This window comes from Nocardioides sp. Soil774 (genome assembly GCF_001428125.1).
Taxonomy (GTDB): Bacteria; Actinomycetota; Actinomycetes; order Propionibacteriales; family Nocardioidaceae; genus Nocardioides.
Map to the genome: position 1 here is coordinate 674,724 of NZ_LMSM01000006.1, position 12,806 is coordinate 687,529.

At 72.5% G+C, this 12,806-nt stretch carries 14 protein-coding genes; 8 read left to right on the plus strand and 6 right to left on the minus strand.

The genetic code is table 11. The features are described 5' to 3' along the window. Position 1: 1 nt before the first annotated feature. On the minus strand, positions 2-544 hold the full coding sequence (locus ASG76_RS08835; protein ID WP_157559028.1) for a hypothetical protein: 543 nt from the start codon (positions 542-544) through the stop codon (positions 2-4). A 55-nt stretch (positions 545-599) separates the two neighbouring features. Between ASG76_RS08835 and ASG76_RS08840 the strand changes: the two genes are divergently transcribed. From ASG76_RS08840 to ASG76_RS08855, 5 genes are all read left to right on the plus strand, one after another. Then, a complete protein-coding gene (locus ASG76_RS08840; protein WP_056602089.1) occupies positions 600-1,781 on the plus strand; it encodes an acetoin utilization protein AcuC in 1,182 nt (393 codons plus the stop codon). A gap of 183 nt (positions 1,782-1,964) precedes the next feature. Further along, the gene (locus ASG76_RS08845; protein WP_056602310.1) at positions 1,965-2,171 is read left to right on the plus strand and encodes a helix-turn-helix domain-containing protein; all 207 of its coding nucleotides are present in this window, start codon (positions 1,965-1,967) and stop codon (positions 2,169-2,171) included. A gap of 96 nt (positions 2,172-2,267) precedes the next feature. Next, positions 2,268-2,369 (plus strand): 30S ribosomal protein bS22, encoded by a 102-nt coding sequence (locus tag ASG76_RS18765; RefSeq protein WP_008356322.1) that lies wholly within the window; start codon positions 2,268-2,270, stop codon positions 2,367-2,369. Between the two features lie 11 nt (positions 2,370-2,380). Continuing rightward, the gene (locus ASG76_RS08850; protein ID WP_082587364.1) at positions 2,381-3,358 is read left to right on the plus strand and encodes an NAD-dependent epimerase/dehydratase family protein; all 978 of its coding nucleotides are present in this window, start codon (positions 2,381-2,383) and stop codon (positions 3,356-3,358) included. Then, positions 3,351-4,571, plus strand: a complete 1,221-nt coding sequence (locus tag ASG76_RS08855; RefSeq protein WP_056602090.1) for a lysophospholipid acyltransferase family protein — start codon at positions 3,351-3,353, stop codon at positions 4,569-4,571. The genes ASG76_RS08850 and ASG76_RS08855 overlap by 8 nt, the downstream gene beginning before the upstream one ends. A gap of 9 nt (positions 4,572-4,580) precedes the next feature. Here the strand turns inward: ASG76_RS08855 and ASG76_RS08860 are convergent, their stop codons facing one another. The 3 genes from ASG76_RS08860 to ASG76_RS08870 form a co-directional block, all read right to left on the minus strand. Then, positions 4,581-5,789, minus strand: a complete 1,209-nt coding sequence (locus ASG76_RS08860) for a DUF5667 domain-containing protein (RefSeq protein ID WP_056602091.1) — start codon at positions 5,787-5,789, stop codon at positions 4,581-4,583. A 79-nt stretch (positions 5,790-5,868) separates the two neighbouring features. Next, positions 5,869-6,618 carry a sigma-70 family RNA polymerase sigma factor gene (locus tag ASG76_RS08865; protein ID WP_056602092.1) on the minus strand — a complete coding sequence of 250 codons (750 nt, stop codon included), beginning with the start codon at positions 6,616-6,618 and terminating at the stop codon, positions 5,869-5,871. Positions 6,619-6,742: 124 nt separating this feature from the next. After that, a complete protein-coding gene (locus ASG76_RS08870) occupies positions 6,743-7,630 on the minus strand; it encodes an HAD family hydrolase (RefSeq protein ID WP_056602093.1) in 888 nt (295 codons plus the stop codon). A gap of 31 nt (positions 7,631-7,661) precedes the next feature. On the opposite strand from ASG76_RS08870, the gene ASG76_RS08875 reads away from it, so the two are divergent. From ASG76_RS08875 to ASG76_RS08885, 3 genes are read left to right on the plus strand one after another with little or no spacing between them, the layout of a single operon-like run. Continuing rightward, positions 7,662-9,221 (plus strand): class I adenylate-forming enzyme family protein, encoded by a 1,560-nt coding sequence (locus tag ASG76_RS08875; protein WP_056602094.1) that lies wholly within the window; start codon positions 7,662-7,664, stop codon positions 9,219-9,221. Next, positions 9,218-9,460: a glutaredoxin family protein gene (locus tag ASG76_RS08880; RefSeq protein ID WP_056602095.1), complete on the plus strand. Its 243-nt coding sequence runs from the start codon at positions 9,218-9,220 to the stop codon at positions 9,458-9,460. Before ASG76_RS08875 ends, ASG76_RS08880 begins: the two co-directional genes overlap by 4 nt. Then, the gene (locus ASG76_RS08885) at positions 9,457-10,686 is read left to right on the plus strand and encodes an MFS transporter (protein WP_056602096.1); all 1,230 of its coding nucleotides are present in this window, start codon (positions 9,457-9,459) and stop codon (positions 10,684-10,686) included. Before ASG76_RS08880 ends, ASG76_RS08885 begins: the two co-directional genes overlap by 4 nt. A 96-nt stretch (positions 10,687-10,782) precedes the next feature. Here the strand turns inward: ASG76_RS08885 and ASG76_RS08890 are convergent, their stop codons facing one another. Both ASG76_RS08890 and ASG76_RS08895 read right to left on the minus strand, forming a co-directional pair. Continuing rightward, a complete protein-coding gene (locus ASG76_RS08890; protein ID WP_157559030.1) occupies positions 10,783-11,031 on the minus strand; it encodes a hypothetical protein in 249 nt (82 codons plus the stop codon). 105 nt (positions 11,032-11,136) lie between these two features. Continuing rightward, positions 11,137-12,555, minus strand: a complete 1,419-nt coding sequence (locus ASG76_RS08895; RefSeq protein WP_056602098.1) for an HNH endonuclease signature motif containing protein — start codon at positions 12,553-12,555, stop codon at positions 11,137-11,139. Positions 12,556-12,806: the final 251 nt, after the last annotated feature.

The following is a 12,806-nucleotide window of genomic DNA, read 5'->3' on the forward strand; positions in this document are numbered from 1 at the left end:
CCTAGGAGACCGGCGGTCGGGGCGGCTGCCACCCGGCGAGCCACCGGGCCAGCGGGCCCCCGGACAGCGAGCCCGAGGCGAGGAGCAGGAGCGTGCCGACGTCCGGGCCGTCGAACGAGACGTCGCCGCCGCTCCACACGACGACCGCCACCACCATCGTCACCGGCGGCAGCACGAAGCCCCAGCGGTACGCCCGCCGGCGTGCGACCTCACGAGGCAGGTGGGCCCCGACGAGGAACATCAGCTCGACACCCACGAAGAGCCCGACGACCAGACCGGCGATCCCGCCGAACCAGACACCGATGACGACCAGCGCCGCGATCGCGCCCACCAGGGCCAGGACCGGCCCGTCACGGTCGGTGGCGCTCACGTCGTCCGCGAGCGGCGCCACCACCATCAGCACGGCGCCTGTGGCTGCACCGGCCATCGCGCCCAGCAGCCCGCCCATCGGGAGCCAGAGCACCTGGGGACGCCAGTGGGTGGTCGTGTTCATCAGCAGCTCCTCGACGGGTCGGGACACCAGCATCGCAGCAGAATTGAACATGTTCAACTATGGGCGTGCGCGGGACGCCGCACGACGCGGGAGTAACGTCCGCCACATGGAGTGCTCCGGGCCCACGTCTGTCGTCTTCGACCCGACGCTGACCGACTACAACTTCGGCCCCACGCACCCGATGTCGCCGGTCCGTGTCGACCTGACGATGCGCCTGGCCGAGGAGCTCGGCGTGCTGGAGGGCGTCAAGCTGGTCGACGCCCCGGTCGCGACCGACGAGCAGATCGCGACCGTCCACGACGTCGGTCTCATCGAGGCGGTCACCCGTGCCGGCACGACGCCAGGCTGGGAGGACGCGTCCCGCGGGCTGGGCACCGAGGATGACCCGGTCTTCGCCGACATGCACCTGGCCAGCGCCCACGTCGTCGGCGCCACCCTCGAGGCCGTGCGCCAGGTCTGGAGCGGGGAGTCGCTGCACTCGGTCAACATCGCCGGCGGCCTGCACCACGCGATGCCCGACCGCGCCAGCGGCTTCTGCATCTACAACGACGTCGCGGTCGGCATCAAGCAGCTCCTCGCCGACGGCGCCGAGCGCGTGGCCTACGTCGACATCGACGTGCACCACGGCGACGGTGTCGAGAAGATCTTCTGGGACGACCCCCGGGTGCTGACCATCTCCTTGCACGAGACCGGGCAGATGCTCTTCCCCGGCACCGGCTTCCCCACCGACACCGGTGGCCCGGGTGCCGAGGGCTCGGCGGTCAACGTGGCGCTGCCCCCCGGCACCTCCGACGCGGGCTGGCTGCGGGCCTTCCATGCCGTGGTGCCCCCGCTGCTGCGCGAGTTCGCGCCCGACGTGCTGGTCACGCAGCACGGCTGTGACTCCCACATGGACGATCCCCTGGCCCACATGATGCTCAGCGTCGACGGGCAGCGCGCGGCGTACCTCGCGCTCCACGACCTGGCCCACGAGGTCGCGGGCGGGCGCTGGGTCGTCACCGGCGGCGGTGGCTACTCCGTCGTCGACGTGGTGCCCCGCGCGTGGACGCACCTCCTCGCGATCGCCTCCGGCCGCCCGCTCGAGCCCACCCTGGCCACGCCGCCGGGCTGGCGGGCCCATGTCGAGCAGGTGCTGGGGGCCACCGCGCCGCACCGCATGGGCGACGGGCGTACGCCTGCCTACCGGGACTGGTCGGCCGGGTACGACCCCGAGGCGTGGCTGGACCGCGCGATCCACGCCACGCGCATGGAGGTCTTCCCGCTCCACGGGCTCGACCCGCTGCCGTAGCGACGTCAACTGCGGGACCGCGCGGGGTAAAGATTCAACCCGACACGCCGCGAGTCCCATATGTTTCTCTGGCATTCCTCTTCCCCACGCGTCACGCGAGCCCTATCCTCACCAACAGCGGCACGCCTGTGACGCCGGCGCGGAAGCCGGCGCCGTCGCCGCGCAGAAGGATCGGTGGACACCATGGCTGAGAACACCCCTGGCGACATGTCCGAGGCGCAGTTCCTCACCATCGCCGAGGTCGCGGCCAAGATGCGCGTCTCGAAGATGACGGTCTACCGGCTCGTCCACGGGGGCGAGCTTCCCGCGGTGCGCGTCGGCCGGTCGTTCCGGGTCACCGAGGACGACGTCAACGACTACCTGCGCAAGAGCTTCTACAACGCCGGCTGACCCTCGTCGGACGCGATTCCTCCCTCCGCGCACCGTGCAAGTAGGGTGTGCGGGTCCGGCCGACGAACGTCGGCCGAGAGGAAAGGTCTGATCAACGTGGGTTCTGTCATCAAGAAGCGGCGCAAGCGCATGGCCAAGAAGAAGCACCGCAAGCTGCTCAAGAAGACGCGCGTGCAGCGCCGCAAGCTCGGCAAGTAACACCCTCGACCATGGGGCGGGTCGTGCTGGTCACCGGGATCTCCCGGGACATCGGTCGACGATTCGCGCGCGCCGCGGCCGGCGACCCGTCCATCGAGCGAGTGATCGGCGTGGACGTGGTCCCGCCGCGGGGCGACATCGGTGACGTCTCGTTCGTCCGCGCCGACATCCGCAACCCGGTCATCGCGAAGGTCATCGCGAAGGAGGACGTCGACACCGTCGTCCACATGAGCGTGATCGCCACGCCCGGCTCCGCCGGTGGTCGCGGGACGATGAAGGAGCTCAACGTCATCGGCTCCATGCAGCTGCTCGCTGCGTGCCAGAAGTCGCGGACCGTCGAGCGCATCGTGGTGAAGTCGACGACCACGGTCTACGGCTCGGGTCCGCGCGACCCCGCGATGTTCACCGAGGACATGGGCCCCAAGCGCATGCCCTCGGCCGGCTACGCCAAGGACGTCTACGAGATCGAGGGCTACGTCCGCGGCTTCGCCCGCCGGCGGCCCGACGTCGACGTGACGATGATCCGCGCCGCCAACGTCATCGGCCCCCATGTCTCGAGCCCGCTGACCAACTACTTCCGCCTGCCGGTCATCCCGCGGGTGCTGGGCTTCGACCCGCGCCTGCAGTTCCTCCACGAGGACGACCTGATGGGCGTGCTGCGCCACGCCGCGACCAACGGCGTGCCCGGCACGTTCAACGTCGCGGGCGACGGGTTGCTGACCCTGAGCCAGGCCGTACGCCGCCTCGGCACCCCGTCCGTGGCGATGCCGCGCTTCGCGGTCGGTCGTCTCGGGGCGACCATGCGGCAGGCCCGCCTGTCGGACTTCTCGCCCGAGCAGCTGGGGTTCCTGACCTACGGTCGAGGCGTGGACACGACCCGGATGCGCACCGTCCTCGGCTTCGAGCCGACCTACAGCACCGCCGAGGCGTACGCCGACTTCTGCCGCTCCCTGACCGCCGCGCCGCTGCAGGGGGCCGGTCGTGGCTGACGACGCACGCACCGAGCCCGCGCGCGACGCCGTGGTGATCCCCATCGGCACCGGTGGCCGACCCGGCCGCGGCACCGGCCGGGCCCGTCCGTCGTCGGCCGCGCGCGACCTCGCGCCGTCGTCCGCCCGTCCGCCGGCGGCGAAGAAGCCGGCCGCACGCAAGCCGGCCGCACGCAAGCCGGCCGCGAAGAAGGCGGCCGCGAAGAAGGCGACCGCACGGAAGCCGCCCGCCGAGGAGGCGTCCGCGTCGCAGCAGCCCGTCGAGCAGCCGGTCGCTGCCGACAGGGAGGCGACCACCACCCAGCCGCGGGCCGACTCCGGCATCCCGATCGGCGACTGGATCGCAGCCTGCCAGGGCGCCGCCCGTGAGGTCTTCGGCGACGACTGGGAGCGCCGCCTCGCCGAGCTGCTCGCCTTCGTGCGCCGCCGGCTCGAGGGCGGCTACGAGGTCGACGACTACGGCTTCGACCGCGAGCTGACCGAGCGCTTCTTCATGACCGCGCTGCGCCCCATCGCCGAGAAGTGGTTCCGTCTCGAGGTGCGTGGGCTGGAGAACATCCCCGCCGACGGTGGCGCGCTGGTGGTCTCCAACCACTCCGGCACGGTCCCGCTCGACGGGCTGATGACCATGCTGGCCGTGCACGACCACGCGCACCGCTTCCTGCGCCCGCTGGGCGCCGACCTGGTCTTCAAGCTCCCGATCGTCAGCTCACTGGCCCGCAAGGGCGGCGCCACGCTGGCCTGCGTCGAGGACGCCGAGCGGATGCTGTCGGGCGGCGAGCTGGTGGGGGTCTGGCCCGAGGGGTTCAAGGGCATCGGCAAGCCGTTCAGCGAGCGCTACAAGCTGCAGCGCTTCGGCCGCGGCGGCTTCGTGTCGGCAGCGCTGCGGACCGGTGTGCCGATCATCCCGCTCTCCGTGGTCGGCGCCGAGGAGATCTACCCCCTCGTCGGCAACGTGCCGTCGCTGGCGCGGCTGCTGGGCGTGCCCTACATCCCGATCACGCCGTTCTTCCCGTGGCTCGGCCCGCTGGGCATGGTGCCGCTGCCGTCGAAGTGGATCCTGGAGTTCGGCGAGCCGATCCGCACCGACGCCTACGACGCCGCGGAGGCCGAGGACCCCATGCTGGTCTTCAACGTGACCGACCAGGTGCGCGAGACGATCCAGCACACGCTCTTCGACCTGCTGCGCGACCGCAACGGGGTCTTCGGCTAGGAGCCGGGCTCAGGGCAGCAGGCCGCCGGTCGCGTCGTCGAGGGTGCCGCCGCTGAGGTCGTCGAGGGTCCCGGTGACCTCGCTGATCAGGCCGCCCGTGGCGTCGTCGACCCCGCTCGTGAGGCCGCCCAGCGCGCCACCGGTGGCACCGTCGAGCTGACCGGCGAGGTCACCCGTGGTGTCGGTGACCGTGTCGGTGAGGTCCTTGGCCGGCTTGCCGGGGTCGGCCTTGGTGGGACCGGCCTTCGTCGGGTCGGGCACGGCCGTGGTGGTCGTGGGGAGCCCGGAGGTCGGCGTCGCGAGCGGCTGCTGGAGCTCCTCGGGCACCGTGATGCCGGTGAGGTCCTGGCCCGAGACCGGCGCGGCCTCGAGGGTCTGCTCGTCGGTATCGAGCCCCTCGACCAGGTCGAGCGGCGCGCTGGTGAGGAGGAAGTCAGGGGTCGTGGTGACCGCGCCGGAGCAGACCGGGCAGGCGCTGCTGACCTCGAGGCCGAGGTCGGTCAGCGTGCGACCGGCGGCGACCAGCTCGTCGCGCGCGCTGGGCGGCAGCTGCTCCGCGAGCGCGTCGAGGCGCTCGAGGCTCGACGCCGTGAAGTCGCGGGCGCGCTGGGCGTCGCCCTCCACACCGCTGTCGTAGGACGACAGCAGGCTGCGCACGCCGTCGCCGGACTGGTCGGTGAAGGTGTCGAGCGTGTCGGGGATGAGCTCCTCGCGCCCGCCGTCGCCCGCGGCCAGCTGCTCGAGCTCGGTGAGGCGCGTGTCGGCCTGCGCGAGCAGGGTGCGCCCACGCTGCGACTCGTCGTCGGCCAGGCGCATCTGGGCGGACTCGATGCCGCGCTTGACGCCGTAGAGCGACTCCCCCGGCAGCGCGGTCTGGGCGGCGACGGCCATCGTGGCGGTGGCGCCGACGAGCGCCGCGCTCCCGAGCGCCGCGGCGAGCCGGCGCTGGCGCGGACGGGTCGTGGTCGGCATGGCCAGGCGCGGCGGGGCGGCAGGACGGCGTACGAGCACGGTGTCGGCCTCGGCCATCAGGCGCTCGCGCAGCGCCGCCGAGAACTCCGGGCGCGGCTCCGCCTCGGGCAGCGCCCGCAGGTCGCCGACCACGTCGAGGAGGTGGGCGAACTGCGCCGCCTCGCGCTCGCTGAGGGGCGTGCCGGGGCCTCGGGAGAGGAGTGCCTCGAACTCGTCGGCACGTCGTCGTGCCGGGAAGGCTGTCATCGCGCGGGTCCTGTCTGGCTGCTCGTCGGTGCTCCCACCCAGTCGAACGAGCGTGAGGAGGCTGGGGTTACGGGTCGGCTCACGAGTCCCTCAACCCCTCCGGCAACAGCTTGGCCAGGTTGCGCACCCCGCGCAGCTGGAGCTGCTTCACCGCGCCGTCCGAGCGGCCGAGCGCGAGTGCGGTCTCCGCGATCGACAGGCCCTGCAGGAAGCGCATGATCAGGCACTCGCGCTGCTCGGTGGGCAGCTCGGTGAGCGCCTTGAGCAGGGCCTCGTTGGTGAGGCCGGCGATGACGGCGTTCTCCGGGCCCTCGGTGGCGTCGTCGTGCGGCGTCATGTCCTCGGTGGTCATCTCCAGGCGGGTGCGGCCCGACTTGAAGTGATCGGTGGTGAGGTTGCGCGCGATCGTCATCAGCCAGGCGCCGAAGTCCTTGCCCTGCCAGCGGAAGCTGTCCATGCTGCGCAGCGCGCGGAAGAAGGTCTCCGAGGTCAGGTCCTCGGCGAGGGTCTGCGAGCGCGTGCGGTAGAAGAGGAAGCGGTGGACCGAGGCGTGGTAGTGGTCGTAGAGCAGGCCGAAGGCCTCCTTGTCGCCGGCCCGGGCCAGCTCGACGAGGGCGATCAGCCGCTCGCGCTCGGCGCCGTCGACCTCCGAGGACGCGGCCTGGTCCTCGTCGCCGACCGGGCTCGAGCCGGGGGCGCCGCCGTCGCGGCCGACCGGGCGGGCGGGGGAGCCGGGCGCAGCGGTCTCGGCGAGCAGGACGCCGCCGACCAGCTGGGGGGCGAGCTGCGGGGACAGGACAGCCCAGACCGCGCGCCGGAGCGCGTCCATGCCCTCATCGAAGGCATGCCCAAGGTCGTCTGGTGACCGCATGCGGTGTCCCTCCCGGTTGCAGCCCCCCCACAATAGGTGGCGCGCCGGGAGTTGTGAACCGTTCGTAACTATCAGTTACACATCACGCGGGACGGCCGCGACCGCGCACGCTGACCCCCGCGGCCACGGCTCCCGACACGGCGCCCGCGACGGCGGCGGCCGCGAGCCCGGCGCGGGCCGCCTTGCGCCCGGTGCGGTAGTCGTGGACGCGCCAGCCGTGGGCGCGCGCGTGGGCGCGCAGGCGGGCGTCAGGGTTGATGGCGCACGGGTCGCCGACCAGCGAGAGCATCGGCAGGTCGTTGCTGGAGTCGGAGTAGGCCGAGCAGCGCGCCAGGTCGAGGCCCTCGCGCGCGGCGAGGGCCTTGATCGCCTCCGCCTTGGCCGGTCCGTGGAGCAGGTCGCCGACGAGCTGGCCGGTGTAGACCCCGTCGACGTGCTCGGCGACGGTGCCCATCGCACCGGTCAGCCCCAGGCGACGGGCGATGATGCTGGCGATCTCGATGGGGGCCGCGGTGACCAGCCAGACGCGCTGGCCCTCGTCGAGGTGGAGCTGGGCCAGGGCGCGGGTGCCGGGCCAGATCCGGTGGGCCATCGCCTCGTCGAAGATCTCCTCGCCGAGCTCCTCGAGCTCGGTGGTGGTGTGCCCGGCGATGAAGGACAGCGCCGAGTTGCGGGCGTCGGTGACGTGCTCGGGGTCCTCGACGCCCATGATGCGGAAGTAGGCCTGCTTCCACGCCGCCGAGGCGATCTCGCGGGTGGTGAAGAACTGGCGACGGTGCAGCCCGCGAGCGAAGTGGAAGATGCTCGCGCCCTGCATGACGGTGTTGTCGACGTCGAAGAAGGCCGCCGCGGTCGGGTCGTTGGGGGTGGTGAGCGCGCTCTCGACCTCTGCCGACGCCGCCGCGGCCTCGCCCGCCAGCGTCGAGCGCTGCTTGAGGTTGAGCCGACGGGGCCGCTCGGACGGGGTCACCCCCCGAGCCTAGCTGTGGAAGGATCGGCGCATGCCGCGCAACGACATCTCCGCGTTCGTGGCCGAGGCTGCCGATGACGTGCCCGGGCGACAGGCCCTCGTGGAGAGCGGCGGCAGGTCGCTGACCTGGGCGCAGCTCGAGGACGAGGTCGCCCGGATCGCGACCGGGCTGGGTGCCCACGGCATCCGCGCCGGTCAGCGCGTGATGGTCGTGGTGGGCAACCGCATCGAGTTCGTCACGACCTACCTCGGCGTGCTCCGGGCCCAGGTCGTGGCCGTCCCGGTCAACCCGCGCTCGGCCCCCGGCGAGGTCGCCCGGATGGTCGCCGACTCCGGGACGCGCCTGGTCGTGGTCGACGAGACCGCGCTGGACGTCGTACGAGCCGGGTTGCGCGAGCTGCCGGACGACGTGGCCGCCCCGACCGTGGTGGTGACGGGTGCCGAGCCGGGGCCGGGCGAGCTGTCGTTCGCCGAGCTGCGCGCGGACGTCGTACGCCCCGTGCCGCCGCTTCCGGACCCCGAGAAGCTCGCCGCCCTGCTCTACACCAGCGGCACGTCCGGCCGACCGCGCGCCGCGATGCTGACCCACCGCGCGCTGCTGGCCAACATCGAGCAGGTCGCGGCCGTCGAGCCGCCGATGATGCACGGTGACGACGTCGTGCTGGGCGTGCTGCCGCTGTTCCACGTCTACGGCCTCAACGCCGTGCTCGGCGGCGTGCTGCGCCACCGCGCCCGGCTGCTCCTGGTGGAGCGCTTCGACCCGCAGGCGGTGCTCGACCTCATCGACGACGAGGCGTGCAGCGTGGTGCCGATCGCGCCCCCGGCCTTCGCGCACTGGCTGCCCGACGGGCACCTGCGCGAGCGCCTGGGCCCCGTGCGGCTGGTGCTGTCGGGGTCGGCGCCGCTCGAGCCGCGGGTCGTCGAGGAGTTCACCGCCATCACCGGCATCCCGGTGCACCAGGGCTACGGCCTCACCGAGGCCTCGCCCGTCGTCACCAGCACGCTGTGCAGCGCCGATCCCCAGCCCGGCTCGGTGGGCGCCGCCCTGCCCGGCATCGAGCTGCGCCTGGTCGACGAGACCTACGGCCAGGTCGAGGGGGAGGACCCCGGCCAGATCCAGGTGCGCGGCGACAACCTCTTCTCCGGCTACTGGCCCGACGGGGCCGACGGTCCGGACGCCGACGGCTGGTACGCCACGGGCGACGTCGGCTTCCTCGACGCCAGCGGCGACCTGTTCCTGGTCGACCGGGTCAAGGAGCTGGTCATCGTCAGCGGCTTCAACGTCTACCCGACCGAGGTCGAGGACGTGGTCCGCGAGGTCGACGGTGTCGTGGACGCTGCCGTCATCGGCGTGCCCGACGAGCTCACCGGTGAGGCGGTCGTGGCCTACGCCGTCGCGGCTGACGCCGACGCGGACGCGCCCGCGCTCGCCGACGCCGTACGAGCCCACTGCGCGGAGCGGCTGGCCCGCTTCAAGCAGCCCAGCCGCGTCGAGGTGGTCGACGAGCTGCCGCTCACGGTCACCGGCAAGGTGCAGAAGGGCCTGCTGCGCGGGATCGAGCGGCGCCGGGCGATGGAGCTCCTGGAGTGAGCACTCCCCGCGTCACCCTCTACTCCCGTGCCGGGTGCCACCTGTGCGACGACGCCCGGCTGGTCGTCGCGCGCGTGTGCGACGAGCTGGGGGAGAGCTTCGCGGAGGTCGACATCGATGCCGACACCGACCTGCAGGACCGCTTCGGCGACGAGGTGCCGGTGACCTTCGTCGACGGCCGCCAGCACGACTTCTGGCGCGTGGACGAGGGACGGCTGCGGGCGGCGCTGGGCGGGTGAGCGACGGGGGCGTCTTCATCTCGGGGTCGTTCCTGCGCTACTGGCGTGCGACCGCGGTCTCGGGGCTGGGCACGTACGTCACCGTCTTCGCGCTGCAGGCCCTGGTCGTGCTGACCCTCGACGGGACGGCCGCGGACGTGGGGTGGCTCAACGCGGCGCGCTGGCTGCCCTACCTCACCTTCGGCCTGGTCGTGGGCGCGCTGGTCGACGGCCGGCGCCGACTGCCCCTGATGGTGCGCACCGACCTCGTGCAGGGTGCGCTGCTCCTCCTCGTCCCGCTGCTGTGGTGGCTCGACGCGCTGTCGCTGCCTGCGCTCCTGGCCGTGGTCTTCGCCTACGGCACCGCCGCGGTGGTCAACATGGCGGCGACGATGTCGTTCCTCCCGCGGCTGGTGCAGCGCGACCAGCTCCAGCCCGCGCACGCCCGGGTGGACGGCGCCGACGCGGTGTCGTCGACCGCCGGTCCCGCCCTCGGCGGCGTGCTGGTCAGCCTGATGGGTGCACCCCTCGCCGTGGTCCTGGACTCGGCGACGTACGTCTACTCGGCGCTCACCCTGCGCAGGATCGAGATCGACGAGCCGCCCCCGCGCACGGGCGTCACCGCGCGAGGGTTGATCGGCGAGGTGGTGGAGGGCGTTCGCTGGGCCTACGGTGCCTCGGGCCTGAGGACGCTTGCGATCGCCACCCATGGCTGGTTCGTGGGCAACGCCGTCGTCGGCGTCGTGCTGGCGCCGTACGCCTTCCTCGTGCTCGACCTGAGCGCCGCGGAGTTCGGCCTCGTCGGTGCTGCCGGCGGGGTGGGCGCGGTGCTGGGGGCGGGCGTGACGACCCGGGTGGGACGGCGCCTCGGCGCCGGCCGGACGATCATCCTGTGCCACCTGCTCACCACGACGGCCGTCGCGACGATGGCGCTGGCCGGGCAGTCGCCGTACGCCGCCGGGGTGCTGGCGCTGGGCCAGGCCGGCATGGGCATGGCGATGGGGATGAGCAACTCGCACGAGATGAGCTATCGCCAGCTGGTCACGCCAGACGAGCTCCAGGCGCGCACCAACACGACGCTGCGCTCGCTCAACCGGGCCGTGGTGGTCGTCGTCGCGCCCGTCGCCGGCCTGCTGGCCGACGCGGTCGGCATGCAGACGATGCTGGTCGTGGCCGCGGTGATCTTCGGCGCCGTGGCGCTGGGGCTGGCGTCGACGACGTTCAGGACGGCGCGGGCGCCTGTCTGAGCGGGGGTCAGTGGGTCCGGCGGCGCGGCTCGGGAGGGCGTGGACCGTTGCTGTCGGTGTGCGCCCATCGCGGCATGTGCAGACGTCTGAGAAACGCTACGCGGCGTCGTCCGAGGGAGCGCGCCGCTGCTGGAACTCAGCGCGGAGCCCACGCGCGAGATGCCACGATCCGATGACGAGGAAGGCCACCGCCACGAAGCTCGCCGCGGGGTCGACGTCCCACGGGACCCCGCCGAGCGCGAAGGCCAGGAGGAGCAGCGCCAGCCCGGTCAGGATCGAGTACCAGCCCTTGCTCAGCAGTCCCGTCTGCATGAGACGCGAGCCGGCGGCACGTAGAGGCTTCACGCTCCGCAGGCTAGTCGTGGGGGCACGGCCGCAACAGCCGTCGCCTCCGGCACCGGACGCGCCTGTGGCCCCGCCGGCTGATGGCTGGCGGGGTGCGGGGCGGGGTCATGGTCGGCGCTGGCGCGGGATGCGCGGCGGATCCGGTTCGGGTGGGTCGAGTGCGGTGGTGCCGTGCCGGTCGCGGCGGTAGCGGTGGCCGTGGGGACTGGTCCACTCGAAGATGCCTGGTGCTGTCGTCTCGTAGTGCCAGGCGGAATGGGTCTTGAGGCGGTGGTGGGTGCGGCAGAGCGCGACGAGGTTGGAGGTCGCCGTCGGGCCGGGCTGTTCGCGCCCCTCTGCGTCGGCCTGGTGGTCGAACTCGACCACGTGGTCGACGTCGCAGGCCCGCGCGTTGCGGCCGCACCACGGGAACACGCACGTGCGATCGCGGAGGATGATCTGCTCGCGGATCCGGTCGGGGACTTCGTACGCCGGCGTCGAGAGGCGGGTGTTGAGGTCGATGACCGGCTTGATCGTCACCTTCGTGCGGGAGTCGCCGCACCAGGAGCTGAGCTGGTCGAGCAGGAGGAGACGCTGGCGCTCCTCGAGACGACCGGTGGGACCGAACACGGTCTGCCCGTCCCGGACGCTCGCGTCGAAGTGGGCGTGGAGCACGACCTCCCGCGCGGCGGGAAGTCCGTCCCCGTCGCTGCTCGGGTCGGCGGTGCCCTGGCTGAACAGGTCGAGCGCGGTCTGGGTCCGCGCAAGGTCACCGAGGGCGGCAGCCCGGCGTGCATCCAGCGAGGCCTGCGATCCGAGGGCCTTCTGCGTCGCGGCGCCGTGCGCGAGCGCGTTCTCGAGGTCGAGGGCGTCGGCGAGGCCGAGCTCAGCCTCGAGGCGGACGGTGCCGGCGAAGTGCACGTCCTCGTCGTGGATGGTCACGTGCCGCGGGTCAACGGACAGGTAGCCGTCCTCCGGGTCCTTCGCGGGATCCGCCTCGGCGAGGTCGAACCGCTTGATCGTCTCCGCGACGAGGCGGTCGAGCTGCGCGGTGCCGATCTTCCCGGCCACGGCGGCGACCTGCGCGTCGACGAAGCGAGCGGCATCCCAAGGCAATGCCGGGGACGAGTGGATGGTGGTCTCGGCGACCAGCCGGGCCCGCCAGGCCGGCACTCGCCCCGACTGGACCTGCGCCCACAACCGCGGCAGGCGGTGCCGCAGTTCGAGCGCGTGCCCGATGAGCTTCTTCGCCGAGGTGGTCGAGATGCCGAGCACGGTGCCGAGCTCCGCGATGCAGAACTCCGCCACCAGCGGGCACCCCTCGCCCGCGATCGGCTCCTCCTGCTCCGACCCAGCCACGGTGAACGCGGCCGCGGAGTGGATCGACTCGGGCGGGTGCAGATCGGCCCATTGGGCGGCGATCTCCAGGAGGTCGGCCGCGGCTCGGTCCTCGGCGGCCTTGCGGGACCGCGCGAGCGCTAGCAGGTCGGCGGGGCTGAGGACGTCTGCCTCAGCCTCTCCGGATCCTACCAGCGTGTCGATCATGCTATCGATTCTAGTTGCCGGCCCCGACAATGGCCATGCCGCGAGCGGAGGTGTGGAAACGCCCGAAGCCGCCACCGCATGGTGTCGCCGCGCTCGCGCCCGGCCCCACGCGGTACGCCCTGATGCCCCTCGGACGCAAGTCGGAGTGACCCCGCGTCAGGTGGGTCTTCTCACATGTGCTAGCCGACCCTGTTGCCGTTTTGTTCTCCCGTTCACAAACTCCTACAGTGGCCGGGTCCTCGCGAGGTTCG

What these genes read in the sequence shown, in the direction of transcription:
- ASG76_RS08835 (WP_157559028.1), bottom strand. Translation starts at nt 544, where the DNA reads ATGTTCAATTCTGCTGCGATGCTGGTGTCCCGACCCGTCGAGGAGCTG.
- ASG76_RS08840 (WP_056602089.1), top strand. Translation starts at nt 600, where the DNA reads ATGGAGTGCTCCGGGCCCACGTCTGTCGTCTTCGACCCGACGCTGACC.
- ASG76_RS08845 (WP_056602310.1), top strand. Translation starts at nt 1,965, where the DNA reads ATGGCTGAGAACACCCCTGGCGACATGTCCGAGGCGCAGTTCCTCACC.
- ASG76_RS08850 (WP_082587364.1), top strand. Translation starts at nt 2,381, where the DNA reads ATGGGGCGGGTCGTGCTGGTCACCGGGATCTCCCGGGACATCGGTCGA.
- ASG76_RS08860 (WP_056602091.1), bottom strand. Translation starts at nt 5,789, where the DNA reads ATGACAGCCTTCCCGGCACGACGACGTGCCGACGAGTTCGAGGCACTC.
- ASG76_RS08865 (WP_056602092.1), bottom strand. Translation starts at nt 6,618, where the DNA reads ATGGACGCGCTCCGGCGCGCGGTCTGGGCTGTCCTGTCCCCGCAGCTC.
- ASG76_RS08875 (WP_056602094.1), top strand. Translation starts at nt 7,662, where the DNA reads ATGCCGCGCAACGACATCTCCGCGTTCGTGGCCGAGGCTGCCGATGAC.
- ASG76_RS08895 (WP_056602098.1), bottom strand. Translation starts at nt 12,555, where the DNA reads ATGATCGACACGCTGGTAGGATCCGGAGAGGCTGAGGCAGACGTCCTC.